Below are 26,152 nucleotides of genomic sequence, written 5' to 3'. Positions count from 1 at the left end.
GCGGGCGAGCGGCAGGCGGATGGTTGAAGCAAACCCGGGCAGTGTGCACCGGTGTAGGGGGTCCGGAGCTATGACCTCATAGCTCCAACCTATGGGTTCGGCTCGGGCGGCAGCGGGCGGGCGCACGGCACGCGGCGGCGTCAGAGCCGGTCGTAGATCCCGGCGAGTCCGCGCAGCACCGCGGCCGCCGCCTCGACGGTGGCGTCGTCCAGCCCGGTGACCAGGCGGTCCAGGTCCGCGTGGAGCGCCCGCTGGCGCTGGAGGTGCCGTTCGCGACCGGCCGCGGTGAGGGTGACGAGGACGGAGCGCCGGTCGTGGGCCGGCCGCTCGCGGATGACGTACCCGGCCTCGACCAGCCCGTTGACCAGCTGCGTCGCCGCCGCCGCGGTGGTCTCGGCGCCGGCCGCGAGCCGGCTGACCGGGATCGGCCCCTCGTCGGCCAGGACGCGCAGGGCTCGGGCGTGGGTGAGCGAGAGCGCCCCCGGGGACCGGGTGGCGCGCCCGCGCAGGCGGGCATCGGCGGCGCTGAGACTGTACGCGGCACGGGCGAGCGCGTCGAGCGCGTCGGCGCGATCGACGCGCTCCGCTGCGGGCCGGGCCCGGTCCGACCGGGCCGGCCGGTCCGCATTCGGTTCGGTCATGGGGTGATCCTCTCCCGTCGAACGCCGGGGTTGACAGCCGGGTCAAGCATAAGTACTTAATCATTAAGTACTTACCAACTACCGACCTCTGCCGAATCCGAAAGAGAGCGCACCATGACCGTCCGATCGACCGGACAGAGCTGGGCCCTGGACATCGCCCTCGCCCAGGGCGGCTTCGACGCCCTGCACCCGCAGGCCAAGGGCACGATGGAGCAGCTCGGCCACGACCACACCGACTTCGACAAGGTCTTCGCGCTGGTCCGCAGCGGCGCCATGCTGCCCAAGGCGTGGGCCACCGTCGCCGGCCAGGCCGAGCAGCGGGCCGCCCACCACGAGCGCGAGGGCTTCGGCCGCACCGCCGCCGACCTGTACCAGCGGGCGGCCGTGATGTGGGGCCGCGCCCAGTACTCGTTCCTCGACGCCGCCGACCCGCGCAAGACGGCGTTCCGCGAGCGCGCCGACCACTGCGTGGCACGGCTCGGCGAACTGCGCGGCCACCGGGTGCGCCGGGTGGAGCTGGAGTTCGAAGGCCGGCACGTCTACGCCCTGCTCCACCTGCCGCCCGGGCACGTCGAGCAGGCCTCCGCGGTCATCCTGGGCCCGGGGATGGACATGATCAAGGAGGACTACATCTTCGCCGCCGAGCGCTACTACACCTCGCGGGGCATCGTGGCGCTCTCCATCGAGGGCCCCGGCCAGGGCGAGTCCCGGGCGAACGGGCTGACCCTCGACCTCACCAACTACGAGCGGGCGCTGAGCCGCTGCATCGACTACCTGGCCGGCCTCCCCGAGGTCGATCCGCAGCGGATCGGCATGTTCGGCATCAGCATGAGCGGCTACTGGGGCATGCGGGCCGCCGCCACCGACCCTAGGCTCGCCGCGCTGGCCGCCTTCGAGGCCGTTACCGGCGACTTCGACACCATCTTCGAGCGGGCCCAGCCGAGCTTCAAGCACAACTTCATGTACATGGCCGGCTACACCGACGAGCAGGCCTTCGACCGCGAACTCGTCGACCGGCTACCGCTCGGCGACCTGGTCACCCGGATCACCTGCCCGGTCCTGGTGGGCATCGGCGAGTTCGACGAACTGACCCGCCTGGAACAGGCACTGGCCGGCTACGAGCTGATCGTGGCGCCCAAGGAGATGCGGGTCTACGAAGGCGAGTTCCACCCGCTGGGCGGAGTCGCGGCCGAGGTCTTCCGCTTCGGCGCGGAGTGGCTGGAGCGCGCACTGGCCGGCGAACTGACCGAGCCCGGCCGGGACGCCCGCTACTACGTGCACAGCGACGGCCGGACCACCGACGGCACCGCCGACCCCACCTGGTGGCTCGGCGCCGACCCGGTGACGGCGCGCTGAGCCGTGCGGCCGGGCCCCGGCCGACCCGGAGTACCGTCCGGGCCGGCCGGGGCTCACTCGATGCCCAGCGGGCCGATGCCCAGGTCCTCGCGCATGAGGCCGCGCATCCGGCCCATCGCCGAACGGCGCTGCGCGATCAGGGGCGCGTCCTCGGCGGAGCCGACGGCCGCCCCGGCCGCGTAGGCGTCGCGGATCCGGCGCAGGCTGAGGAACGCCTCGTTCCCGGCCGCCACGACCTGCGGCGGCCCGACCAGCCAGAGGCGCTCGCTCGCGGTGTAGAGGCCGGTGGACCGGAACGCCTCCCGCACGGCCGCGTCACGCGCCGACTCGGTCAGGTGGTCGCCCAGCGCGACCGCCCGGATCTCCTCACCCGCGGCTTTGAGCGCGCTGACGAACTGGGTGTACACCTCGCGCCGCACCTCCAGCGCGTGCCGGGACTCCTCGCGCCGCCAGCGGTTGCGGTCGGCGACCAGGGTCGCGGCGATGCCGATCACGGCACCGGTCAGTGTGGAGAGCAGGGGCATCCAGTCCATGCGCGGCAGCCTGTCGGAACGGGCGCGGCGGCACCAGTGACTTTTCGGCTGCGCCTGCCCCGGCCGGGCGCAGGGCCCTGGCTACCCCGGCCCCGGCCGGACACGCTCCGGTTGGGACCAGGGGCTCATGTGTTCGGGGCGCGGAAGGGGAGACCGTGGAGGAAGAGTTCCACGGTCGCGCAGCCCCCGTCGGGCGACTGCGCGGCGGTGCTCCGACCGCCTCGGTGCGGACGGTCCGGCGAAGCGCCGGATCCGCTCGGCCCGGCCCGGCCGCCCCCGAGGCACCCGACACGCACCGCCAACCGTGGCCGACCCCGAGGACACGCCATGAACGACCGCTCCACCCCGACCTTCGACGTCGCCGTGCACCAAGCCGGAGCTGGCGGCGGCCCCGGCCCGGAAGTGGCCCACGGCTTCCTGCTCAGTACCCAGACCGTCATGGTGCCGCAGCCGCCCGAGACCCTGTCGAGCCCCTGGCAGCGCCTGGTCGTCCGCATCACACGGAGCGCGGACCCGGCTCCGGACCCGGGCCCGGAGACGATCAACGTCGCCGGCCTCGCCCTGTCCGCGGTCGCCACGGACGGTGTCACCGCGGCGGCGGCGCTGCTGACCCTGAACAAGCCCTCGCGGCACACGGACGCGCTCAGGGAGCACGACCGACGCGACCTCACCGAGGCCCGCCGGGCGGTGGTGCGCGAGCGCACCCGCATCGCCCGCGAGCTGCACGACATCGTCGCCAACGCCGTCGCCGTCATGGTCATGCGGGCCGAGGACGCCAGGAGCACGACGCCCGCCGAGCAGACCGGCACCATCGAGGCGTTCGGCCACATCGAGGACGTCGGCCGGTCGGCGATGACCGAACTGCGCCGCATGCTCCGGGTGCTGCGCAGCCCGGACGCCCCCGTCGAGGACATCGGCCGGCACGGCCTGGCCGATCTGCAGCCGAGGCTGGAGGACGGCCGCCGGACGGGCATCGGGATCGACCTCGACGTCCGCGGCACCCCGCTCCCCCTCGACGACAGCGTCGACCGCACGGCCTACCGGCTGGTGCAGGAGGCCGTCACCAACATCACCAAGCACGCCGGGCCGGGCAGCCACGCGGCCGTGCGGATCACCTGGTCCGACGCCCTGCACATCGAGGTGGTCGACGACGGCGCCGGCCGTACCCTCGCAGTGCGGCGGGACCTCTCGACCGGCCACGGCCTGATCGGGCTCGCCGAACGGATCGCGGTCTTCGGCGGCGAGCTGACCGCCGGTCCGCACCGGTCCGGCTTCCGGGTGGCAGCCACCCTGCCGATCTCACCGACGCCGGGGGCCGGCGCCCCGGCTCCGGCCGTCACCGGCGGCGGGCTTCGTCAGCGCGGCGGACTGTGAGAGGCTCCGGGAATTCCGGCACCGCGGCCACGTGGTGACAGGCCCCGACGGCCGGACGCGCGATCGGCGCCCCCGGGAGGCGAAGGAGACCCGGGATGAGGGCTCCCCGGAGCGAAGGACTTCCCGGCGCGGACGGCACCGCGGTACGCGGCGCACCGCGCTTCGTGAGGGGGTGGTCCGACCAGGGCGGACGAGAACGGGAAAGGGGGCGTACCCACTCCTTTCCAGTCCCAACTTATAGCGCACGGGGGGGCTTGCGGCAAGGCCCCGGTCGTGCCGCAGAATTGTCGGCCTGGGCCGCCGCCCGCGGACCTGGAAGGTGCCGCAGCCCGTCCTCGTCCACTCCCCGACGGTGCGCCGAAGCACCGACCTCCAAGATCATTATGCTGGGAGCCCCACCCCGGGGCCGTCGCGTGCGCGCAGGCCCCGCCCCCGAGCTTTGTCGTGTCGTACATGGCGGTGTCCCTACCGCCGCCGCCCTCGGTCGCCCGGTCGACCGAGGGTCCTGAGTCAATGGAGCTTGCCTTGGTCCCCACGTCGCCGTCCTCGTCCGAACCCACCACCGCCGCAGCCGGGACGAACCCGGGCGGCGGCGACGCGCCGTCCGCCGACGACCGGCGGACCCGGGAGCTGCGGGCGGAGAACGCGTACGTCGGCCGGCTGTACGACCGACTGGAAGGCCTGCGGGAACTCGCGACGGCCCGGCTGCGCGAGATCCACCGCCAGGACCAGGGCGGCACGCTCCAGTCCCGCCTGGAGCGCGACACCATGGAGCTCCACCACACCCGCCGGCTGGCGGAGCTCTACGCCGCCGAGTACGGGCTCTGCTTCGGCCGGCTCGACACCGCCGACGGCGAGCGGCAGTACATCGGCCGGATCGCCCTCGCCGACGACGACCACGATCCGCTGCTCACCGACTGGCGGGCGTCGGCCGCGGAGCCGTTCTACCGCGCGACGCCCGCCGCCCCCGGCGGGGTGACGGGGCGACGGCACCTCCGGAGCAAGGGCCGCACCATCGTCGACTTCGACGACGACGCCTTCGGCGTGGGCACCCTGGACGGCCGGGCCGGCTCCGACCTCAGTGGGGAGACCGCGCTGCTCGCCTCGCTGACGGCGGCCCGGACCGGGCGGATGGGCGACATCGTCTCCACCATCCAGGCCGAGCAGGACCGGGTGATCCGCTCCGAGCTGGGCGGCGTGCTGGTCGTGCAGGGCGGTCCGGGGACCGGCAAGACCGTGGTGGCGCTGCACCGCGCCGCGTACCTCCTCTACACGCACCGCGACCGGCTGGCCAAGCGCGGCGTACTGGTCATCGGGCCGAACACGACGTTCCTGCGCTACATCGACCAGGTCCTCCCCGCGCTCGGCGAGAGCGAGGTCGTGCTGAGCAGCATCGGCGCGCTCTACCCCGGCGTGACCGGGACGGACGCCGAAACGCCCGAGGCGGCCGCCGTCAAGGGCGACGCACGGATGGCGCGGGTGCTCGCCACCGCGCTGGAGGGCCTGCGGCAGCTGCCGGAGGAGTCCTGGACCATCACCGTGGGCCGGAGCTCGCCGCACCAGGAGGAACTCGTGATCGGCCGGGCCCTGTGCGAGCGGGCCCACGCCGCCGCTCACAGGACCGGCGAACCCCACAACGCGGCCCGGGCCGCCCTGGTCGAGCGGCTCTCCTCGGAGCTGGCCCTGCGGATCGCCCGGGACCGCGGCGGGGAGATGGAACTGGACGACGTGGTGGACCTCGCCGACTCGCTCGTCGTCGAGCGCGACTTCCAGGCCCTGGCCGAGAAGCTGTGGCCGCTGCTCGGCCCGGAGCAGCTGCTCACCGCGCTGTACGGCTCCCCGGAGCTGCTGGCCGAGGCCATGCCGGACTTCTCGGAGGCCGAACGCGCCGCCCTGCTGCGCGAACAGCCGGGCCCGGACCAGCAGCCCTCCTGGACCACCGACGACGTGCCGCTGCTCGACGAGGCCGCCGAGCTGCTCGGCCCGCTGCCCGGCAGCGCCGTCTCCCGGCGGGCCGACGCCGCCGCCGATGCCGAGGAGCTGGAGTTCGCCAAGGTCGTCCTGGAGGACTTCGGCGCGGGGCTGGCCGAGATCGACGCGGAGATGCTGACCCGCCAGTACCGCGGCGAGGGGGAGTTCCGCCCCCTCGCCGAGCGCGCGGCCGAGGACCGGACCTGGGGCTTCGGGCACATCATCGTCGACGAGGCGCAGGAACTGTCCCCCATGGCCTGGCGGCTGCTGACCCGGCGCTGCCCCGGCCGTTCCATGACGATCGTGGGCGACCTCGCACAGACCGGCGCTCCCGCCGGGCTGAACTCCTGGGGCGAGGCGCTCGACGAGTACACGGCCGGGCGCTGGCGCACGGTGGAACTCACCATCAACTACCGGACCCCTGCCGAGATCATGCGGATCACCGAGGGCGTCCTGCGGGCGGTCGACCCGGCGCTCACCGCCCCGACCGCGGTGCGCAGCGGCGGGAGCCGCCCGTGGAGCCTGCGGATCCCCGCGGACGACCGGGGCGCGGCCCTGCGCGCCGTCGTCGAGAAGGAGGTCGCAGGGCTGGAGGGCCGCCGGATGGCGATCCTGCACGCCCCGGGCTTCCCGGCCGAACTGATCGACCGGCTGGCCGAGGTGGAGGGCGTCGCACGCGCCGACGGTCCCTCGTCGCTGGACTCGCCCGTCGTGCTGATGACCGCCGCCCAGTCCAAGGGGCTGGAGTTCGACGCCGTCCTCGTCGTGGAGCCCGCGGAGATCCTCGCGGCGCACTCCCGCGGCGGGAACGACCTCTATGTCGCCCTCACCCGTGCGACGAAGAGCCTCGGGGTCGTCCACAGCGGGGACCTGCCGGAGATGCTGGAGGGCCTGGACCCCCGCTGAGCGGCCGGGGGGTGCGCGACGGCCCGGCAGGAGCGACCTGCCGGGCCGTCGGGTGTTCGCGGCCGGGTGGAGACCGCCGGCCCTGTCACGGGCGGTGCGTCACCGGCGGTGCGTCACCAGCGGTCGTGGACCTGCGGCCGGATCCGGCGGTCGTACAGGCCCTGCACGGCGGCGAGGGTCGTCGCGGACAGCGGCGGGAGGGCGGCGGCGGCCGCGTTCGCGCGGGCCTGCCCGGGGTTGCGGGCGCCGGGGATCACCGTGGTCACCCCCGGCTGCTGGATGATCCAGCGCAGCGCGGTCTGCGCCGGGGTCGCGCCCTGGGGCGCGAGCGCCGCGAACTCCGAGGCCGCCTCGACCCCGGTCGCGTAGTCCACACCGGAGAAGGTCTCCCCCTGGTCGAAGGCCTCGCCGTGCCGGTTGTAGCTGCGGTGGTCGTCCGCGGCGAAAGCGGTCTGCGCGGTGTAGCGGCCCGAGAGCAGCCCCGAGGCGAGCGGGACGCGGGCCAGGATGCCCACGCCGGCGGCCGCGGCGGCGGGGAGGACCAGCTCCAGGGGCTTCAGCCGGAACGCGTTCAGGATGATCTGGACACTGGCGACGCCGGGCCGGGCGATCGCGGTCAGGGCCTGCGCGCAGGTCTCGACGCTGACGCCGTACGCGGCGATCCGCTCCTCGGCGACCAGGGTGTCAAGCGCGTCGAACACCTCGTCGGTGGCGTAGACCGGCGTCGGCGGGCAGTGCAGCTGCACCAGGTCGAGCCGGTCCACGCCCAGATTGGACCGTGAACGATCCGACCAGGCGCGGAAGTTGTCGAGGTTGTAGTGCTCCGGGCGCTGCTCGACCCGGCGGCCGAACTTGGTGGCGACGAAGACCTCCGCGTCCGGGCGTCCCTTCAGGTAGCGGCCGATCAGCTGCTCGCTGCGGCCGTCCCCGTAGACGTCGGCGGTGTCGAAGAGGGTGACGCCGGCCTCGACGGAGGTGTCCAGGACGTCGAGCGCGTCCTCCTCGCGGACGTCACCCCAGTCCGCACCGAGCTGCCAGGTGCCGAGCCCGACGACGGAGACGAGTCGGCCGGTACGGCCGAGTGCGCGCTGTTCCATGGGGCGAGCCTCTCACAGGCGACGGCCGCGTTCACCGGCACCGCCCGCCCGGCACCGCCCGCCGGGCCCGTCGGAGCCCGGCGGCGGTGCGCGCGGCCCGGGCTATTCGTCGACGGTCAGCACGATCTTCCCGGTGACCCGCCCGGTGTCGCCCAGGTCGTGGCCCTTGGCGGCGTCGGCGAGCGGGAAGACCGCCTCGACGACGGCCCGCAGCTCTCCGGCGGCGACCAGCCCGGCGATGGCCCGCATTCCGGCCTGGTCGGCCTCGACCAGCAGCGGGTCGGCCCGCACGCCCCGGGCGGCCGCCTGCTCGACGAGGTCGGCGGGCAGCGCGCCGAGCGCGATGGTGACGAGCCGGCCACCCGGCTTCAGGGTGTCCAGCGAGCGGATCGCGGTGTCGCCGCCGAGGGTGTCCAGCACCAGGTCCACCGGGGCGATCCGGGTGAAGTCCTCGGTGCGGTAGTCGATCAGCTCGTCGGCCCCCAGCTCGCGCAGCAGCGCGTGCTTGGGGGCGCTGGCCGTGCCGATCACGTACGCGCCACGGGTCTTGGCGATCTGCACGGCGAGGTGACCGACGCCGCCGGCCGCGGCGTGGATCAGGACGCGCTGGCCGGGCCGGACGTCCGCCGCGTCGACGAGCACCTGCCAGGCGGTCAGGGCGGCCAGCGGGATCGCGCCCGCCTGGACGTGGTCGATGCCCGCCGGCTTGCGGACCAGCGCGCGGGCCGGGGCCACCACGTACTCGGCGAACGCGCCGACGCCGTACGGGTAGGGCAGCATCCCGAACACCTCGTCGCCGGGGCGGTGGATCGTGACGCCGGTGCCGACCGCCTCGACGACGCCGGAGACGTCCCAGCCGAGTACCAGCGGGAGGCGGTCGAGGAAGCCGGCGTACTGGCGGTGCTTCCAGTCGGTGGGGTTCATGCCGGCGGCGCGGACGCGGATCAGCACCTCGGACGGGCCGGGCGCCGGGCGGTCGAGTTCGACCTCCCGCAGGACGTCGCTGCCGCCGTAGGTGTTCTGGGTGATGGCCTTCATTGTGCTCATGCGTCCAGGATGCGGCGGCCTCCACCTGCGTCGATAGCGGCCCGAAGGCCATGCTGTGCAAGAATCGGGCCATGCATCGCGTCGTCGTTCTCGCCCTGGACGGGGTCATCCCGTTCGAGCTGAGCCTCGCCTCCCGGCTCTTCGGGGCCGCCACGGACCCCGCGGGCCGGCCCCTCTACGAGGTGGTCACCTGCTCGCTGGACGGCCGGCCCGTCCGCACCGCCGCGGACTTCTCCATCGCCGTCGAACGCGACCGCACCGCGCTGGCCGAGGCCGACACCCTGGTCGTCCCCGCGTCCGAGGAGTTCACCGGGATCGTCGACCGGGACTCCCTGTCTCCGCGCATCACCGAGGCACTGGCGCTGCTGCGCCCCGACGCCCGGATCGCGGGCATCTGCGTCGCCACCTTCCTGCTCGCCGCGGCCGGCCTGCTCGACGGCCGCCCCGCCGCCACCCACTGGTGCCACGCCGACCGGTTCCGGCAGGTCTACCCACAGGTCGACCTCGCCCCCGACGTCCTCTTCGTCGACGCCGGGCGCATCCTCACCTCGGCCGGGGCCGCGGCCGGCATCGATCTGATCCTGCACCTGATCCGCTCCGACCACGGCAGCGCCGTCGCCAACCTGGTCGCCCGGCGCTGCGTCGTCCCGCCGCAGCGCGAGGGCGGCCAGGCGCAGTACGTGGAGCGGCCGGTCCCGGCGACCACGGACGCCGGGACGTCCGCCACCCGGGCCTGGGCCCTCGACCGGCTGCACGAACCACTCCAGCTGACCGACCTCGCCGGCCACGCGGGCATGAGCCGGCGCACCTTCACCCGGCGCTTCCGGGCCGAGGTCGGGCTGAGCCCGGGCCAGTGGCTCACCCAGCAGCGCGTCGACCTGGCCCGGCACCTGCTGGAGAGCAGCGACCTGCCGGTCAACCGGATCGCCGAACGGGTCGGCTTCGGCACCGGCGCGTCCCTGCGCCAGCACCTGCACACCGCGATCGGCGTGCCGCCGGGCGCCTACCGCAGGACCTTCCGGGCCTGACGCCCCAGCCGCAGGCGTTCGTGCTCGCCGAGACCGCCCCAGACCCCGTACCGCTCATGGGCCTCCAGGGCGTAGCGCAGGCATTCGCGTAGGACGGGGCAGCCCGCGCAGACGGCCTTGGCGGCGGCCTCGCGCGATTCGTGGGCCTCGCCGCGTTCGCCGACCGGGTGGAAGAAGAGACTGCTGTCGGCGGAGCGGCAGGCGCCGTGCAGCTGCCAGTTCCACCGGTGGTCGAGGGCTCCGGGCAGGCGTGCGATGTTCGTCATGACACGGGCTCCGTTTCCGTCGAAGTGGGGGGGTGGGCGCGTCCTCGGCCTCCGGCTGCCCCGAACGCGCCGCTCCACACCCCTCCCGGCCCTCCCGGCTCTCCCGGCACGAGTCGCCGCGGGCCGGCCGCGCGGGCCGCCGGACCTGCTCGACGCCGGGCCCGTCAGGCGAGGTCCAGCAGGGCGACGGCCTGTTCGCGCATCTCCACCTTGCGGACCTTGCCGGTGACGGTCATCGGGAACTCGTCGACGAGGTGCACGTAGCGCGGGATCTTGTAGTGCGCGATCCGGCCGGTGCAGAACTCCCGCAGCGCCGGCGCCGTCAGTTCGGGGGCGCCGGGGCGCAGCCGGATCCAGGCCATCAGCTCCTCGCCGTACTTCGCGTCGGGGACCCCGATGACCTGGGCGTCCAGGATGTCCGGGTGGGTGTGGAGGAACTCCTCGATCTCACGCGGGTAGATGTTCTCGCCGCCGCGGATGACCATGTCCTTGATGCGGCCGGTGACGGTGAGGTAGCCCTCCTGGTCCATCACCACCAGGTCGCCGCTGTGCATCCAGCCGTCGCCGTCCAGGACTTCGGCGGTGCGGTCGGGCTGCTCCCAGTAGCCGACCATCACCGAGTAGCCCCGGGTGCACAGTTCGCCGGGCGTGCCGCGGGGGACGGTGCGGCCGGTCTGCGGGTCGACGACCTTCACTTCGAGGTGCGGGCCGACCCGGCCGACGGTGGAGACCCGGCGCTCCAGCGGGTCCTCGATCCGGGTCTGGACGGACACCGGGGAGGTCTCGGTCATGCCGTAGCAAATCGACACGTCGCGCATGCCCATCCGCTCGACGACCTGCTTCATCACCTCGGTGGGGCAGGGCGACCCGGCCATGATCCCGGTGCGCAGGCTGGAGAGGTCGTGGTCGGCGAAGGACGGGTCGTTGAGCTCGGCGATGAACATGGTCGGGACGCCGTACAGGGAGGTGCAGCGTTCGGCGGCCACCGCGCGCAGGGTGGCGGCGGGCTCGAACCCCGGGGCCGGGATCACCACGCAGGCCCCGTGAGTGAGCGCGGCGAGGTTTCCCATGACCATGCCGAAGCAGTGGTAGAAGGGCACCGGCACGCAGATCCGGTCCAGTTCGGAGTAGCCGCACAACTCGCCGACGAAGTAGCCGTTGTTGAGGATGTTGCGGTGCGACAGGGTCGCGCCCTTCGGGAAGCCGGTGGTTCCCGAGGTGTACTGGATGTTGATCGGGTCGTCCGCGCCCAGCGACCCGCCGGCGGCGTGCAGGGGGCCCCGGTCGGCGTGCTCGGCGCGGGCGAGCAGGTCGTCCCAGGCCGGTGAGCCGATCAGCAGGACGTCCTTCAGCGCGGGGCAGCGCGGGGCGGCCTCGGCCAGCATGGCCGCGTAGTCGGAGGTCTTGAACGACTGCGCGGCCACCACCGTGCGGGTGCCCGACTGCCGCAGGACGTACTCCAGTTCGTGCGCGCGGTAACCGGGGTTGACGGTCACCAGGACGGCGCCGATCCGCGCGGTGGCGTACTGGGTGAACACCCACTCCGCACAGTTCGGCGCCCAGATCCCGACCCGGTCGCCCCGGCCGACGCCGAGCGCCAGCAACCCGAGCGCCACCCGGTCCACCTCCCCGGCCAGCTCCCGGTACGTCCAGCGGCGGCCGGAGGGCAGGTCGACCAGGGCCTCGCGCTCGGGGAAGGCGCGGACGGCGCGGACGAGGCTCGCGCCGATGGTGTCGTCCAGCACGGGGGTGGCCGAGGAGCCGGCGTCGACACTGAGGGACGGGGTGGGCATACGACGACTCTCCTGGACTCGCCCGGACAGATGGCGACCGAGTCTATGCAAGGACGCGCCTGACGTCATCGGCCACGCGGGGCTGGGACGATGACCGGACGTCACCGATCCGCTCGTCGAAGGAGGGTCGGCCCGGCGGGCCGCCGGGCACCTCGCCGCTCACCCAGCCCCCTTCCGACCTGCACTTTCGGGCAAAGATTCCTAGGAATCGAACGGATGCACGGGGGCAATTGTGTACATTCAACCTTGACTGATCTTCTGTCAGCGGGGGGCCGCGACATCCGGAGCGGGTTCCCGGGCCCTCCGTTCCCGATCACGCCCGAGACAGGACCACGCATGCCCAATCCGAAGCCCGCCGTCACCCGGCGCACCCTCGTCACCGCGATCGGCGCCACGGCTGCCGCGCTCGCCGTCACCCCCGCCGCGTCGGCCGCGACGGCCGCGACCACCGGCGCCGCTGCGGCCGGCACCGGCGCGGGCGGGGCCCGGCCGGTCGCCGCCCGGACGACCCGCGTCCCGGTCACCCGGGCGCAGTCCGCGGCGGGCCGGGCGGCCACCACCGTGCGGGCGGACTTCCCGATCCGCTACGTCGGCGTCAGCTGGGACGGCCCCACCCGCGGCGCCGCCATCCGCCTCCACCGCGAGGACGCCACCCCCGGTACGTGGCAGCCGCTGCCCGGCGGCTGCGCGGGCGGCCCGGACCACGAGGACCGCGTGGGCGGCGTCGCCACCGCGCTGATCGCCGCCGACGGCGCGCCCGGCTACGACCTGCGCCTGCCCGACGGGGCCGCCAACGTCCGCTCCGCCGCCATCGACACCGTGCACGGCCCGGCCCGCACCGTGGTGATCGCCGCGACCACGCCCACCACCTTCTGCGGCGTCGAGTACGTCTCCCGGGCGGCCTGGGGCGCCGACGAGTCCAAGCGCTTCAAGAACGGCGTCGAGAACTCCCCCGCGAAGTACTACCCGCTCCAGACCCTGACGGTGCACCACACCGACACCCCCAACGCCGACCCGGACCCGGCGGCGACCGTGCGGGCGATCTACGAGTACCACGCGATCACCAACGACTGGGGCGACATCGGCTACCACTTCCTGATCGACGAGGCCGGGCGGATCTACGAGGGCCGCTGGTCGGGCGACGACGGCATCCCGGCGCACGACGCGTCCGGGAACGTCGTGACGGCCTTCCACACCGCCGGCTTCAACTCGGGCAACCTGGGCATCGCCCTGCTGGGCACCCTCAGCAGCCAGGAGCCGACCGCGGCCGCCCGTGCCTCGCTGACCGCGCTGCTCGCCGCGGTGGCCCGCGGGCACAACCTGGACCCCCAGGCGCACGTCACCTTCGTCAACCCGGTCAACGGCGTGACCAAGCCGGTCGAGATGATCAGCGGCCACCGCGACTGGCTGGCCACCGACTGCCCCGGCGGCACGATGTACGCCGGCCTGCCGGCCCTGCGCGCCGACGTGGCCGCCCTCGGCACCGCCGGGCACTGACCCCGGCCCGGTGAAGCGGCGCGGGCCTTGTCGGGGTGCACCCCCGACAAGGCCCGCGGCGCGTCGCTAGGCTGTGGGCATGGCTGTGGATCCGATGCCCGAGCCGCCGGCGGCCGGTGCGAGCGAGCCGCCGGACGCCGCTCTGGGCGAGATCGGGCGGCTACTGGCCGGCCGGGGCGTGGTGGTCCTGACCGGCGCGGGGCTGTCGACCGAGTCGGGCATCCCCGACTACCGCGGCCCCACCGGGAGCCTGCGCCGCCGGACACCGATGACCTACCAGGAGTTCGTGGGCAGCGCGCAGGCCCGTCGCCGCTACTGGGCGCGCAGCCACGCCGGGTGGCAGTCGATCGCCCGGGCCCGCCCCAACGCCGGGCACCGGGCGGTCGAGGAGCTGCGACGGGGCGGCCTGGTGTCGGCGGTGATCACCCAGAACGTGGACGGACTGCACCGCGCGGCCGGCACCCTGGACGCCGTGGAACTGCACGGCGGCCTCGACCGGGTGCTCTGCCTCGGCTGCAGGCGCACCAGCACCCGCGCGGACCTCGACCGGCGCCTGCACGCCCTCAACGACGCCTTCCGCGACGAGGGCTCCCCGAAGAACGCCGACGGGGACGCCGAACTGCCCGACGCACTGGTGGCGGCCTTCCGGGTCGCGGCCTGCCGGGCGTGCGGCGGGATCCTCAAGCCCGACGTGGTCTTCTTCGGGGAGAACGTGCCCAAGCCGCGCGTCCGGCACTGCTTCGACCTGGTCGACGAGGCGCGGGCACTGCTCGTCCTCGGCTCCTCGCTGGCGGTCATGTCCGGTCTGCGCTTCGTTCGGCACGCGGCGCGGGCCGGCAAACCCGTCGCGATCGTGAACCAGGGCGAGACGCGCGGGGACGCCTACGCCACCGTCCGGGTCGGCCTCCCGCTCGGTCGGACGCTGACGGCGCTGGCGGACCGGCTCGCCGCCGCGCCGCCGGCCTGAGGGGACGCGGCGACGCGGCGACGGACCGGGCACGGCCGCGGGGCGCCCACAGCCGGCTCCCGCGTCGTGGATGCGCGCGCTGCCGCCGAGGGGCGCCTGGTGACCCCCTCGCCGGTAACGGACTGATCCTGACCGCCGACAAGAACGACGACGGCGGTGCGACGGGCCGGACCGAGTGAGACCGGGCCGCGTTCATGGCGACCCGCACGGATGACGACTGCCCGCCGCAGCTCAACGCACTTCTCCAGCAGGTCCGCGACACCGAGGGCGACGTCACGCCGTCGCCGTTCCCGGTGCTCGACGTCATGCAGGCATGGGAGGTGTGGTCGATGCTGCTGGGGCCGCGCGCACACGGAACCCAGCAGCCGCATCACGACCGTCCACCAGGGCGGCCCCCGCCGCCTTCACACCCTCCTCGAAGCGATTCCACCCTGGCCCGAGGCGACTGGTCCGTCACTCTCTGAGCTTGTTCTCCAAGGTCACGCCCGCCCCCGCCGTACACGAGCGGGGGCGGGGGCGGGGGGCGTACGGCGGGAAAACGGTGGAAATTCTGCGATGCCGCCATCAGATCCGTACTGCGGTTCCATGATGGTGCTGCTGTGGTCGGCGGAACCCGTGCGGGACGGCGTGAGAGGGAACGTATGCGTGCGACCGTGATGGACGTGGTGCGGGACGTCGTGGACCAGCGGGCCCCGGAGGAGCGCCCGTTGGTCGACGATCTGGCGGGGTTGGACTACGAACTCGTCATACAGCGGGTGCGACGGGCGAGCGACGGAAGGGGCGGTGACCCCCTCGGCTTCGGACTTTCCGATGCCACGGCGCTTGTCACGCCCGTCGTGCTGTTGGCGGTCCACGAGGCGTGCCGGGCCGCCGTGGCGGACGCGACGGGCCGCCTGCTGTCCCGCGCCACCAGCGCCCTGGGGCGCCTGCGCCCGTCGGGTCGGCGCCAGATCGCCCCGCCTGAGATCCCGGACTTCGACCGGGACCAGTTGGCGGCCGTACGAAGCCGGGTGCGTGGGGAGGCGGTACGACGTGGACTCCCCGAGCCGGACGCGGAGGCTCTGGCGGACAGTGTGGTCGCGAAGCTGGCGACCGCCGGAGCGGCGGAACCCGAACCGGACGGAACGTCGGCGACATGAGCGAGGACACCGCGACCACGGCACCTCGTCCGGGTGCAGGGGCCGTCCCCTCCGCGTCCGCCGGAGCGGACCCTGGCGCGTTACCCGCGGGCACCAGCCTGCGGTTCCTCGTGCTGGCCGTCGCCATGGTGGTAGCCACCGTCGCGATGCTGAGCGGTGTCCTGCGGCCGTTGCCGTACAAGGACGTGGCGAGGGTGTGCCAGTTCGCCGCCGGGTACGACCCCGGGGGCAAGCTGATCGACGACCTGTTCCGGGACCAGGCACAGGATGATGCGGCGCGGGCATGCCTCGAGAAGACGGAGCCGGTTCCAGGCTGGTACGGGCTGGCGGGCACCGCTGTCGTGTTGCTGGCGGCCGGTGGACTGTATCTGCTGATCCCGCGCTGGAAGCGGAGCCGGCCCGGCGTGGAACCGCTGCACACGCGGGACCCGCGGGGTGAGGTGCGGGCCGAGATCGTCGCATTGGCAGGGCGTGCCGGGGTGCGGTCCCTGCCCAATCTCGTGGTCGACCGGTCCGCGCTCGATCCCGGCGCGGTCGTCTACGGCCGGGCCGGCTGGCGCACGCTGTGCCTGAACAGCGGCCTGCTGCACACCCGTCGTGTGGACACCGCTCGCTTCGAGGCCGTAGTCCTGCACGAACTGGCCCACATCCGCCACCGGGACGTGGACATCGCCTACGCCGTGACCGCGTTGTGGCGGGTCTTCCTGACGCTGGTCGTCGCCCCCTACACGCTCCTGCTCGGCGAAAGCCTCGTCACGGCACAGTTCTTCGGCGGGTTCTCGGGCCTCGACGAGGTCTTCTGGCCGGCCAGCCGACCGTCCATGATCAAGGCCCTCGGCGTCGCCGCGTTCCTGTTCCTGCTGGTCGTCCTGGCTCGCGCCGACACCCTGCGCCACCGCGAGCTGTACGCCGACCGGGGCGCGGTCGCCCTGGGCGCCGACCCGGGTGTCTGGCAGGCGCAGGCGGAGGGGCGCGCACAGGGACGGCTGGCGCTGCGGGCCGTGGCCGCGCTGTGGCGCAACCACCCGTCCTGGTCCGAGCGCTGGCGTTCACTACGCAACCCGGCGGAGCTGTTCGCCCTGACCAGCATGCCACTGTTCCTGCTCGGTGTCGTCACATTCGTCACCGGAAACAGCCTGAGCGCGGTGTGGGACAAAGCCGTCGCCGCCTGGGTCGTCGGAGGCCTGGCCGCGTGCGTCGTGACGGTCGCCGTCTGGCGGGCAGCCCTGTACGCCGCCCACAGCCAGGCGGCCGGCCCCAGGGGTATCCGGGCGGGGTTCGCACTCGGGTCCGGTCTAGTCTGCGGGGAGTTGCTGTCCGGGCCGACCGCGGCGCCCGGCTGGACGCCCGAGCACGCCGAACCCCTTCTCGTCCTGCTCCTCGGCTCCGTCGCCTACGTCAGCTGGCTCGCCCAGTGCGCCAGACTCCATCTGTGGGCCGTACCGGACGGGCGTTCCGTGACACGCCGGGCCGTCCTCGCCGCGGCCGCCGCGGGCTCCGTGGTGGCCGCGGCCGGAATGTACTGGTGGTTGCACGACGGGCAACTGTGGATGACAGGTAACTTCCTCAAGGCCGGCGGTATACCCCAGTACGCCAGGGAGCTCTTCCCCGGCCCCTGGGACAGCCTTCCCCAGTACGAGTCCGTGCTGCCCTGGATCGGCTCGGTCCTAAACCCCCTGTCTGTCGCGGGCGAGGACCTGCCGACCGTCGCGGGCGCGGTCGTTCTGTGGGCATACCCGGCGCTGCTGCTGTTGTGGCGGCCCAGGACGGCAAGGCTGCGCTCCACCGCGCTGGCCGGGCTCGCCGGAGGGGTCGTGGGCGTCGCCGCCGTAGCGGCGGCGATGGCATACGTCCATTCCTGGCGCCCCGCGCTGGAGGAGCGGACCCTCGCCTTCCAGGCGGTCTACGCGTGGTGGCTGACAGTTGCCCTGTGGGCCGGGACAGTGGGCGCGGCGGCCGTGGTCGCCGCGACCGCCCGTACACACCGCCTGCCCCGTGCCCTGACAGCGGCGGTCATCGCACATCTCGTCATGGTGGCCGGCTACTTCGTCCTCCAGGCCGCCGACGGCTGTGTCGGTCCGCTGCGGGTCATGGGCAACACCTGCCACTGGCTGCCCGGTACCTCCTGGATGCTGACCGAGATGCTCATCCATCCGGCGACACCGGCCTTCTTCGGGGCCGCCCTCGCCGCGACCGTCATGTCCCAACTGCCCCGCGCGAAACGCACGTCGTTGCCCGCCGACACCGACACCGCACGACGCTCCTGGCCGGCCCGGGCCGTCGTAGCCGTCGCGGTGGTGGCCGGGCTCGTTCTCACGGCCGCTGTCATCGGCCCGCAGCGGACCGGTGGCAACCCGCTCCGGGCTGTCCCGGTCCGACCCGAACCGGTCGGCACCAACGACAAGGTACGCGACATGCAGCTTCTAGCCTGGTTCTCGGTGGGCGGCCAGGACGACATGGGGGCGCTGTCCAGCCGCTACATCGAACTCGCGATGTGGATGCAGAACCTGAACACCGAGGACGGAACCGGCAACTCCGACGCTCTTCGCCCTGTCTGCGCCGGGCTCGCCCGCGACACGGCCACAGCCCGCCGCCATCTGCGGGTACCCGACGCCGACCTGGATCAGAAGTGGTCCACTCTGCTGGACCGAGGCAAGAGCGCGGCTGCGGAGTGCAAGGCGGTACTGGATGGCTCGGCGAACGACGTGGCCCGTAACACCAGGATGCTGAATCAGCTCGTCGCGGCCGTCGAGCAGGCCGGCGCGACGCTGTCGCCCCTGACAGAGCGCGTCGCCGCCGTACAGGAGAGGTGGCCACAATGGACGGACGGCTGATCGGTCACGGGCCGGCATACGCCGATCCGTCGGAGGCCGGAAACCGTCCGCTCCGTGGCCCCGGTGGACGACCCACGCGAACGCCGGGAGAAGCTCGGGCCCGTGTCGTTCAGAAGACCTTCTGCCTCCCTCACCAGACCAACGCCACAACCCCGAGAGCGAGAGAGTCTGCTTCCAGAACGGTGTCGTCCACGTCATGGCGTCCCAGCCTCGTCTTTCAATGCACGGTCAGCGTCTCCGACGCCTCCCGAACCGCGACCCGGTACTGTCGGCCGGCGGCGGGGCGTCACCACGGGTCGGACGGGCGTCAGAAGACGGACCAGCCGGTGGCCGTCGTCAGCGCGTCCAGGGCCGCCACCCCCAGCACCGAGTTCCCGGCCGCGTCCAGGCCGGGGCTCCAGACGCAGACCGTGCCCCGGCCCGGCAGCACCGCCAGCACTCCCCCGCCGACCCCGCTCTTGCCCGGCAGCCCCACCCGGTAGGCGAACTCCCCCGCCGCGTCGTAGGTGCCGCACGTGAGCAGCACCGCGTTGATCCGCTTGGCCTCGCTGCGCGACAGCAGCCGCGAGCCGTCGGCGCGGGTGCCGTGCCGGGCGAGGAAGAGCCCGGCGAGGGCGAGGTCGCGGCAACTCGCCTCTATCGCGCAGTGCGCGTAGTAGTGCGCGAGCACGCTGTCGACCGGGTTGCGCAGGTTGCCGTAGCTGGCCATGAAGTGCGCCATCGCGGCGTTGCGGTGGCCGTGCTGCGCCTCGGAGGAGGCCACCGAGTCGTCCACCGCGACGGCCGGGTTGCCGGACTCCGCGCGCAGGAAGTCCCGCACCGCGCCGACGGCGTCGCCGGTCAGCTTGAGCAGCCGGTCGGTGACGACCAGCGCTCCGGCGTTGATGAAGGGGTTGCGCGGGATGCCGTGCTCGGACTCCAGCTGGACCAGCGAGTTGAACGGGTTGCCGGACGGTTCGCGGCCGACGCCCCGCCAGAGGTCGTCGCCGCCGTCCGCCAGCGCCAGCGCCAGGGTGAACAGCTTCGACACCGACTGGATCGAGAACCGGTGCTGCCAGTGCCCGGCGCCGAACACCGCACCGTCCACGGTGGCGATCGCCATCCCGAAGGCCGTCGGGTCGGCCTGGGCGAGGGCGGGGATGTAGTCGGCGACCCGCCCCCGTTCGGGCGCCCGGCGGGCCGCGTCCATCGCCTCCTGCAGGAGCACCTGGTAGTCCATGTCGTTCACGCTGCCATTGTCGGCCACCCCGTCGGCGGGGGCAGCGCCGGGGCCGACCCGGCGCAGGCCCGGCCGGCGGGCCCCGGGCTAGCGGGGCGCGGTGTCGTCGGCGGCGAACGCGGGGCCGTGACCGGGCACGATCAGGTCCGCGGCGGCCAGCACCCGGAGCCGGGAGGCCCGCAGGACCTCGTGGTCCGGGGCGACCGGGTCCTCGACCGGACCGTTCGGCCGCCACCACAGGTCGCCCACGAAGGCGACGACGCCGGCGGCGGTGCCGGCCAGCAGCGTGATGTCCTCGCGGCTGTGCCCCGGTGTGCGGATCAGCCGAAGCGACGGGGTGAGCGCGTGGCCCTCCGCGTCGCGATCGGTCCACTGGTCGTGCCGGTAGATCGCCTTGTGGTCGTGGACCCGGGCCTCGCCGAACAGGCCGACGTTCATGGTGTTGTCCGGGTGGTGGTGGCTGAGCACCACGTCGGTGATGTCGTCGGGGCCGAGACCGAGGTCGGCGAGCGGGCCGAGGATCCGGTCGCGGCCGGCCACCATGCCCGGGTCGACGATCACATGGCGGTCCCCGTCGCCGAGGTAGGAGACGGTGGCGGCGACCCCGGGGCCGGTGGAGAGGGTGTAACCGGTGGTCAGAATCTGTCATGCCCTCAGTCTTCCGGGCGGCCCGCACCGCAACGAGTGGCCGTGCTGCCATCGATCGCAGGATTCGTGCCACTCGTGCCACACTCCTCCCGTGCAGCCCTTCACCACGATCGCCGCCTACGCCCCGCCAGGAGTCGGCATGCTCGGAGCCGGCATCGTCTCCGAGGTCTTCGACGCACGCGGCCAGGGGCTGCCCCGGTTCGACTTCGCCCTCTGCACCGACCGGCCGGGACAGGTCCGCACCGACACCGGGCTGCCCCTCGTGGTCGAACACGGCCTGGACCGGCTGGCCGTGGCGGACCTCGTCATCGCCCTGCCCTGGGCCGACTTCCGGACCCCGCCGGGGCCCGCCGTGCTCGACGCGCTGACCGCCGCCCACGAGCGCGGGGCACTGGTCGCCGGCCACTGCGTCGGGGCGTTCGCGCTCGCCGCGGCCGGGCTGCTCGACGGGCGACGGGCCACCACGCACTGGCGCTTCGCCGCCCTGCTGGCCGACCGCTACCCGGACGTCGCCGTGGAAGCCGACGCGCTCTACATCGACGAGGGCCGGATCGCCACCGGCGCCGGTGCCGCCGCCGGGTTCGACCTCTGTCTCCACCTCCTGCGCCGGGAGTACGGTGCCGCGACGGCCAACGCCATCGCCCGCGACCTGGTGCTGCCGTCCCACCGCGACGGCGGCCAGGCGCAGTACCTGGCCACTCCCGTCCCCGAGGACTGCCAGGACGAGCGCCTCGCCGACGTCCTCGCCTGGGCCCGCGCGCACCTCGACCGGCCGCTGCCCGTCGCGGAGCTGGCCCGGCGCTCCCTGATGAGCCGCCGCTCCTTCGCCCGCCGCTTCACCGCCGCGACCGGCACCACCCCGCACGCATGGCTGCTCGGCCTGCGGCTGAGCAGCGCCGAGGAACTCCTGGAGACCACGGACCTGCCGGTCGAGGAGATCGCCCGCCGGGTCGGCTTCGGCAGTGCGGCCGTCCTGCGCGCGCAGTTCGTCCGCCGTCGCGGCGTGCCACCGCGCTCCTACCGCCGCTCGTTCTCGCGCACGCCGTAGTCGTCCGCGGCGGCTCCGGACGTCAGCCGGCCACCACGGGGATGCCGTCCGGCCGCCCGGCGAGCAGGGCGGCGAGGTGGTCGGCGCAATGGCGGGCCGCGGTGGCCATGGCCCCCCTGGTCATCCCGGCCGCATGCGGGGTGAGCAGGGCGTTCGGCACCCCGAAGAGGGGTGAGGCGAAGGCGGCGTGCTCGTGCTCGAAGGTGTCGACGGCGGCCGCCGCGAGCGGGTGCCCGGGGTCGCGCAGCGCCTCGGCCAGCGCCGCCTCGTCGACGATGCCGCCCCGGGCGGTGTTCAACAGGATCGACCCGGGCCGCATCAGCGCCAGCTCCGTCCGACCGATCAGCCCCCGGGTCTGCGGGGTGAGCGGCAGGTGCAGCGAGACGACGTCGCTGGTCGCCAGGAGTGCGGGCAGCGAGGGAGCGGTCGGCACCGGGGCGCCGCCCGGATGCCGGGCGAGGCCCAGGACCGCCATCCCGAGGGCACCCGCCCGTTCAGCGAGCGCCGAGCCGATCCGGCCCAGCCCGACGATGCCCAGGGTCAGCTCGGACAGTTCCACCGCCGGCTCGGCCGGCGGCCGCCACGTGCCGCGGTGCGCGGCCGCGTTCTGCGCCGGGAGGTCGCGGGTCAACGCCAGCAACTGGGCCAGGGCGAACTCCGCGACGGCGTTCGCGTTGGAGCCCGGAGTGTGGGTGACGGCCACCCGGTGCCGGGCGGCGGCGGCCAGTTCGACGTGGTCGGTGCCCGCCCCCGCCCGGCCGATCACGCGCAGCCGGTGGGCGAGCGAGGGGTGCGTCGCGGCCGCGAGGAAGGCGGCGCGCAGCGGCACCGCGGCCCGGGACTTGACGGCGTGGTAGCCGCGGCCGTCGCGCACGGTCGCGGCGATCAGCGCAGGCTCGTCGAAGGCGTCGACGTCGACGAAGTCGACCCGGCCGGCCCAGGCGGCCCGTGTGCCGGGGTGGTCGGCCACCCGCCGCAGGTTCAGGGTGACCTCCAGCCCGTGACCGAGCAGCCGCTCCAGCTCCCCGGCGAGCAGCTCGCCGGGAGCCGCGTCCAACAGCAGGACCCGCGCGCGATCCATGTCCCCTCCTCGTTCCGCCCGTTGCGCGGACCCTACCGGCCTCCGCCGACGGTCCGGCCGCCCGGTGTCGGCGCAGGGTCCTAGAGTGGCGGCATGATGCGTCCCAACCCCGTGACCACCGACGACGAGCGGACGCTCCGGCGGCTGCTCGGGGAGGCCGGCCTCGCGCCCTGGGCGGGCGAGTTGGTGGAGGTCGCCGAGCACGGCATCGCGCTGGGGACACGCCCCGCCGGCTTCGATGGCCCCGAGCCGTTCTCCCGGTGCGGCGGTGTGCCGGCCGTCCCGCCCGGCTTCGTCTGGCCGGGCACCGAGTCCGGTCCGGAGGCGGTGCCGGACTGCTTCGTCGCACAGATCGACCTGACCGAGGTCGCTTCGGCGGACGTCAACGGCCTGCTGCCGCCCCGCGGCCTGCTCTACTTCTTCTTCCCCGGTGACGACGGCTTCCGCGGCCGCGACCCGGTGAGCGTCCTCCACTTCCCGGACCACACCGCCGCCGACACCGCGCCCTACGACGTGGCCTCCGACCCGGCGTTCGCCGACCCCGAGGCCGGCTGGGGCGCCCCGCCGTGGGAGTTCACCGGGCCGCCCGCCCCGCTGTACGCCGCCGGCAAGGCCCTGCTGGCGACGGTCTTCCGGTTCCACGACGAGCCGCTCGTCGACCTCCCCGAGGAGGCGATGGACCGGCTCTTCGCGCTGCCGGCCACCGCCCTGGACGTCGCGCCGCAGCACCGCGCCTCCATGGTGCTGCTCGGCCCCGACCGGGATCCGGACCAGTACGTGGTGCCGCCGCACGGCCGCGGTCCGGAGCGCGTCCTGCTCGCCGCGGGCCGCCCGGACTTCACCGGCTGCCCGCTCTACTACGTCATCCGTGACGAGGACCTGGCCGCCGCCGACTTCGGTGGGGTCGAGGCCGTCACCGTCCAGCACTGACCCGCTCCGGGGCGGCGCGGGTGCGCCCGGCGCCCGGACCCGGTCAGAGCGGGCGGACCGCCTCGGCGAGGAGGCGGTAGGAGTCGAGCAGCGCCGTGCGGTCGTAGCTGCTGGTGGTGACGAGGAACTCGTCGGCGCCGGTCCGGGCCACCAGCGCGGCGAGCTCGGCGGCGGCCCGCGGCGGGGTGCCGGCGATGTGCCCGCGCAGCGACTGCTGAAAGGCGGCGCGCTCACGCGCGCTCATCTGCCGGTTCAGCACCTCCTCGGCGGGGGCGAGCGGCGGGAACTCGCCGTGGGTCCGCGCGTAGGCGCTCGACCAGGCCTCGGCGACCAGGAGCCGCTCGGCCTCCTCGGTCGTCCCGGCGACCGCCACCGTGCCGGATACCACGACGTACGGGCGAGCCGCCTGCGCGGAGGGGCGGAACCGGGCGCGGTAGCGGTCGACGGCGGCCAGCATCCGCTCCTCCCCGCGTACGGCCCCGATGACCAGCGGGAGCCCGGCGTCGGCGGCGATGTCGGCGCCCGCGCCGGTGGCCAGGACGAAGGCCGGGACGTCCAGGCCCTCGGCGGGGCGGGCGTGGACGTCCTGCCGGGTGCGCCCCGACCCGTCGAAGTAGCCGAGCAGCTCCGCCAGTTGCTCGGCGAAGCGGTCCGCGGCGTCCTTGTCCCGGCCGAGCGCCCGCCGGACGCCGTCGGTGAAGGCCACCGAGCGGCCCAGTCCCATGTCGATCCGGCCGGGGAAGAGCGCGGCGAGCACCCCGAACTGCTCGGCCACCACCAGCGGCTGGTGGTTGGGGAGCATCACGCCGCCCGTCCCGACCCGGATCCGGGTCGTGGCCGCCGCCACCGCCGCGGCGAGCACGGTCGGCGCCGACCCGGCCACGCCGGGGACGCCGTGATGCTCCGACACCCAGAACCGGTGGTAACCGAGCTGCTCGGCGTGCCGGGCGAACGCCACCGTGTCCCGCAGCGCCTGGGCCGGCTCCTTCCCCTGTCTCGTCCGGGAACGGTCCAGTACCGAGAGGCGGATCGCAGGCGCGGCAGTAGTCACCTCTGCCGCAACGACCGCCGTCACGGATCGCATTCCCGAGCGTCCGGCGCCCGGAGGCCGGCGCCGGGTCAGGACGCCGGACGCCGGACGCCGGGGTCAGGACGCCGGACGCCGGGGTCAGGACGCCGGGGTCAGGACGCCGGACGCCGGGGTCAGGACGCCGGCCCGCCCGGACGGAGTTCGCCGGTGCGGACGACCTCCGCGTACCAGCGGGCGCTGTCCTTGGGCGTGCGGCGCTGGGAGGCGAAGTCCACGTGGACGATCCCGAAGCGCTTGCCGTAGCCGTACGCCCACTCGAAGTTGTCCAGCAGGGACCAGAGGAAGTAGCCGCGCACGGGGGCGCCGGCGGCGATCGCCCGGTGGACGGCGGTGAGGTGGGCCCGCAGGTAGGCGATCCGCTCGGGGTCGCGCACGGCACCCGAGGGGTCGCTGTAGTCGTCGTAGGCGGCGCCGTTCTCGGTGATCAGCAGGGGCAGGCCGGGCAGGTCGTCGCGGAGCCGGGTGAGCAGCTCGTAGAGACCCTCGGCGTCGACGGGCCAGCCCATCGCGGTGCGCTCGCCGTCGGCCGGGAGGAAACGGATGCCGTGGTCGGCGGGCCAGGGGGACCGTTCGCCGCCGTGGCCGTCCTGGCGCGGGGCGGGGTCGGCCGGGTCGTCGGCGGCGACCACCGTCGGGGTGTAGTAGTTGATGCCGAGCGCGTCGACGGGCCGGGCGATCTCGGCGAGGTCGCCGTCCTGGACGAAGGACCAGTCGGTGACGCCGGCGGTGTCGGCGAGCACGTCGGCCGGGTAGCGCGCGTGGAACACCGGGTCGAGGAAGATCCGGTTGGCCAGGCCGTCGATCCGCCGGGCGGCCTCCCGGTCGGCCGGGTCGTCGGTGTGCGGGCGCACCGCCGCCAGGTTGAGGGTGAGGGAGATCCGGGCCTCGGCGGGGAGTTCGGCCCGCAGCGCACCGACGGCGAGGCCGTGGGCGAGCAACAGGTGGTGGTGGGCGGTGAGCGCGGCGGCCGGGTCGGTGCGGCCGGGGGCGTGGACACCGCTGCCGTAGCCGAGGAACGCGCTGCACCACGGCTCGTTGAGGGTGGTCCAGGCGCCGACGCGGTCCCCCAGACGGCCGGCGACCAGGGCCGCGTACTCGGCGAAGCGCCGGGCGGTCGAGCGGTCCGTCCAGCCGCCGCCCGCGGCGGAGCCGCCCCCGGCCGGGGTCTCCAGCTCCTGCGGCAGGTCCCAGTGGTAGAGCGTGGCGACCGGGGTGATGCCGTGCTCCAGCAGCCCGTCGACCAGCCGGTCGTAGAAGTCGAGCCCGGCCTTGTTGACCGGGCCGCTGCCGCCGGGCTGGACGCGCGGCCAGGAGATCGAGAACCGGTAGGCGGGCAGGCCGAGTTCGGCCATCAGCGCGATGTCCTCGCGGAACCGGTGGTAGTGGTCGGTCGCGATGTCGCCGGTGTCGCCGTTGCGGACCTTTCCCGGCGTCCGGCTGAAGGTGTCCCAGATGGACGGGGTGCGGCCGTCCTCCCCGGCCGCACCCTCGATCTGGTAGGCGGCGGTGGCCGCGCCCCAGAGGAAGTCGGCGGGGAACGCGAGGGGTCGGGCGTGGTCGGTCATGTCGCCTTCCGGAGGTGTGGGTCGGGGGGATGCTCTTATGGATGTCAAGCAGCGGTGGTGAGCTGCTCAGCGGTGATGCGTGTGGTGCTGGACGTGGTCAGGACCTGGTAGATCTCGCGGGC

21 protein-coding genes are annotated in these 26,152 nt (G+C 74.1%); 10 read left to right on the top strand and 11 right to left on the bottom strand.

What is annotated here, in order from left to right; all coding sequences use genetic code 11:
- Positions 1-140 precede the first annotated feature (140 nt).
- The gene (locus AB0J08_RS20940) at positions 141-641 is read right to left on the bottom strand and encodes a MarR family transcriptional regulator (protein WP_360636047.1); all 501 of its coding nucleotides are present in this window, start codon (positions 639-641) and stop codon (positions 141-143) included.
- Between the two features lie 114 nt (positions 642-755).
- Here AB0J08_RS20940 and AB0J08_RS20935 point away from each other — a divergent pair, with 114 nt between their 5' ends.
- On the top strand, positions 756-1,997 hold the full coding sequence (locus AB0J08_RS20935) for an alpha/beta hydrolase (protein WP_360636044.1): 1,242 nt from the start codon (positions 756-758) through the stop codon (positions 1,995-1,997).
- Between the two features lie 53 nt (positions 1,998-2,050).
- On the opposite strand, the gene AB0J08_RS20930 is transcribed toward AB0J08_RS20935, so the two are convergent.
- Positions 2,051-2,530 (bottom strand): hypothetical protein, encoded by a 480-nt coding sequence (locus tag AB0J08_RS20930; protein WP_360636041.1) that lies wholly within the window; start codon positions 2,528-2,530, stop codon positions 2,051-2,053.
- A gap of 327 nt (positions 2,531-2,857) precedes the next feature.
- On the opposite strand from AB0J08_RS20930, the gene AB0J08_RS20925 reads away from it, so the two are divergent.
- Together AB0J08_RS20925 and AB0J08_RS20920 are read left to right on the top strand one after the other, a co-directional pair.
- On the top strand, positions 2,858-3,904 hold the full coding sequence (locus AB0J08_RS20925) for a histidine kinase (protein ID WP_360636038.1): 1,047 nt from the start codon (positions 2,858-2,860) through the stop codon (positions 3,902-3,904).
- 525 nt (positions 3,905-4,429) lie between these two features.
- On the top strand, positions 4,430-6,781 hold the full coding sequence (locus AB0J08_RS20920; protein WP_360636035.1) for an ATP-binding domain-containing protein: 2,352 nt from the start codon (positions 4,430-4,432) through the stop codon (positions 6,779-6,781).
- Between the two features lie 113 nt (positions 6,782-6,894).
- Here AB0J08_RS20920 and AB0J08_RS20915 read toward each other — a convergent pair whose 3' ends face one another.
- Both AB0J08_RS20915 and AB0J08_RS20910 read right to left on the bottom strand, forming a co-directional pair.
- Positions 6,895-7,878 carry an aldo/keto reductase gene (locus AB0J08_RS20915; RefSeq protein WP_360636032.1) on the bottom strand — a complete coding sequence of 328 codons (984 nt, stop codon included), beginning with the start codon at positions 7,876-7,878 and terminating at the stop codon, positions 6,895-6,897.
- Positions 7,879-7,980: 102 nt separating this feature from the next.
- Positions 7,981-8,916 carry an NADP-dependent oxidoreductase gene (locus AB0J08_RS20910; RefSeq protein ID WP_360636270.1) on the bottom strand — a complete coding sequence of 312 codons (936 nt, stop codon included), beginning with the start codon at positions 8,914-8,916 and terminating at the stop codon, positions 7,981-7,983.
- Between the two features lie 80 nt (positions 8,917-8,996).
- Here AB0J08_RS20910 and AB0J08_RS20905 point away from each other — a divergent pair, with 80 nt between their 5' ends.
- Positions 8,997-9,953, top strand: coding sequence for a helix-turn-helix domain-containing protein (locus tag AB0J08_RS20905; protein ID WP_360636029.1), 957 nt, complete (start codon positions 8,997-8,999; stop codon positions 9,951-9,953).
- Here AB0J08_RS20905 and AB0J08_RS20900 read toward each other — a convergent pair.
- Together AB0J08_RS20900 and AB0J08_RS20895 are read right to left on the bottom strand one after the other, a co-directional pair.
- Positions 9,929-10,219: a WhiB family transcriptional regulator gene (locus AB0J08_RS20900; protein WP_360636026.1), complete on the bottom strand. Its 291-nt coding sequence runs from the start codon at positions 10,217-10,219 to the stop codon at positions 9,929-9,931. The two genes, AB0J08_RS20905 and AB0J08_RS20900, sit on opposite strands and share 25 nt — an antisense overlap.
- A gap of 164 nt (positions 10,220-10,383) precedes the next feature.
- Entirely contained in the window at positions 10,384-12,012 is a 1,629-nt protein-coding gene (locus AB0J08_RS20895) for an AMP-binding protein (protein ID WP_360636023.1), read from the bottom strand.
- A 336-nt stretch (positions 12,013-12,348) separates the two neighbouring features.
- Between AB0J08_RS20895 and AB0J08_RS20890 the strand changes: the two genes are divergently transcribed.
- The 4 genes from AB0J08_RS20890 to AB0J08_RS20875 all read left to right on the top strand — a co-directional run bounded on the left by AB0J08_RS20890 (position 12,349) and on the right by AB0J08_RS20875 (position 18,449).
- Positions 12,349-13,509 carry a peptidoglycan recognition family protein gene (locus AB0J08_RS20890; protein WP_360636020.1) on the top strand — a complete coding sequence of 387 codons (1,161 nt, stop codon included), beginning with the start codon at positions 12,349-12,351 and terminating at the stop codon, positions 13,507-13,509.
- A 94-nt stretch (positions 13,510-13,603) separates the two neighbouring features.
- Entirely contained in the window at positions 13,604-14,476 is an 873-nt protein-coding gene (locus tag AB0J08_RS20885) for an NAD-dependent protein deacetylase (protein ID WP_360636267.1), read from the top strand.
- Between the two features lie 641 nt (positions 14,477-15,117).
- A complete protein-coding gene (locus tag AB0J08_RS20880; protein ID WP_360636017.1) occupies positions 15,118-15,615 on the top strand; it encodes a hypothetical protein in 498 nt (165 codons plus the stop codon).
- Complete coding sequence (locus AB0J08_RS20875; RefSeq protein WP_360636014.1) at positions 15,612-18,449, top strand: M56 family metallopeptidase; 2,838 nt, start codon at positions 15,612-15,614, stop codon at positions 18,447-18,449. The genes AB0J08_RS20880 and AB0J08_RS20875 overlap by 4 nt, the downstream gene beginning before the upstream one ends.
- 307 nt (positions 18,450-18,756) lie before the next feature.
- On the opposite strand, the gene AB0J08_RS20870 is transcribed toward AB0J08_RS20875, so the two are convergent.
- Both AB0J08_RS20870 and AB0J08_RS20865 read right to left on the bottom strand, forming a co-directional pair.
- Positions 18,757-19,668 carry a glutaminase gene (locus AB0J08_RS20870; RefSeq protein WP_360636264.1) on the bottom strand — a complete coding sequence of 304 codons (912 nt, stop codon included), beginning with the start codon at positions 19,666-19,668 and terminating at the stop codon, positions 18,757-18,759.
- Between the two features lie 87 nt (positions 19,669-19,755).
- On the bottom strand, positions 19,756-20,310 hold the full coding sequence (locus AB0J08_RS20865) for an MBL fold metallo-hydrolase (protein WP_360636261.1): 555 nt from the start codon (positions 20,308-20,310) through the stop codon (positions 19,756-19,758).
- Positions 20,311-20,455: 145 nt separating this feature from the next.
- On the opposite strand from AB0J08_RS20865, the gene AB0J08_RS20860 reads away from it, so the two are divergent.
- Positions 20,456-21,364, top strand: coding sequence for a helix-turn-helix domain-containing protein (locus tag AB0J08_RS20860; protein ID WP_360636258.1), 909 nt, complete (start codon positions 20,456-20,458; stop codon positions 21,362-21,364).
- A 22-nt stretch (positions 21,365-21,386) separates the two neighbouring features.
- On the opposite strand, the gene AB0J08_RS20855 is transcribed toward AB0J08_RS20860, so the two are convergent.
- Positions 21,387-22,445, bottom strand: coding sequence for an NAD(P)-dependent oxidoreductase (locus tag AB0J08_RS20855; protein WP_360636011.1), 1,059 nt, complete (start codon positions 22,443-22,445; stop codon positions 21,387-21,389).
- Between the two features lie 93 nt (positions 22,446-22,538).
- Here AB0J08_RS20855 and AB0J08_RS20850 point away from each other — a divergent pair, with 93 nt between their 5' ends.
- Positions 22,539-23,375: a DUF1963 domain-containing protein gene (locus tag AB0J08_RS20850; protein ID WP_360636008.1), complete on the top strand. Its 837-nt coding sequence runs from the start codon at positions 22,539-22,541 to the stop codon at positions 23,373-23,375.
- Positions 23,376-23,418: 43 nt separating this feature from the next.
- Here the strand turns inward: AB0J08_RS20850 and AB0J08_RS20845 are convergent, their stop codons facing one another.
- Both AB0J08_RS20845 and AB0J08_RS20840 read right to left on the bottom strand, forming a co-directional pair.
- A complete protein-coding gene (locus AB0J08_RS20845; RefSeq protein ID WP_360636255.1) occupies positions 23,419-24,426 on the bottom strand; it encodes an MsnO8 family LLM class oxidoreductase in 1,008 nt (335 codons plus the stop codon).
- 152 nt (positions 24,427-24,578) lie between these two features.
- Positions 24,579-26,030 (bottom strand): GH1 family beta-glucosidase, encoded by a 1,452-nt coding sequence (locus AB0J08_RS20840; protein WP_360636005.1) that lies wholly within the window; start codon positions 26,028-26,030, stop codon positions 24,579-24,581.
- Positions 26,031-26,152: the final 122 nt, after the last annotated feature.

This window comes from Kitasatospora sp. NPDC050463 (assembly GCF_040655255.1).
Taxonomy (GTDB): Bacteria; Actinomycetota; Actinomycetes; order Streptomycetales; family Streptomycetaceae; genus Kitasatospora.
The sequence above is the reverse complement of the archived record's forward strand: the minus strand, read 5'-3'. Positions and strand labels throughout refer to the sequence as shown.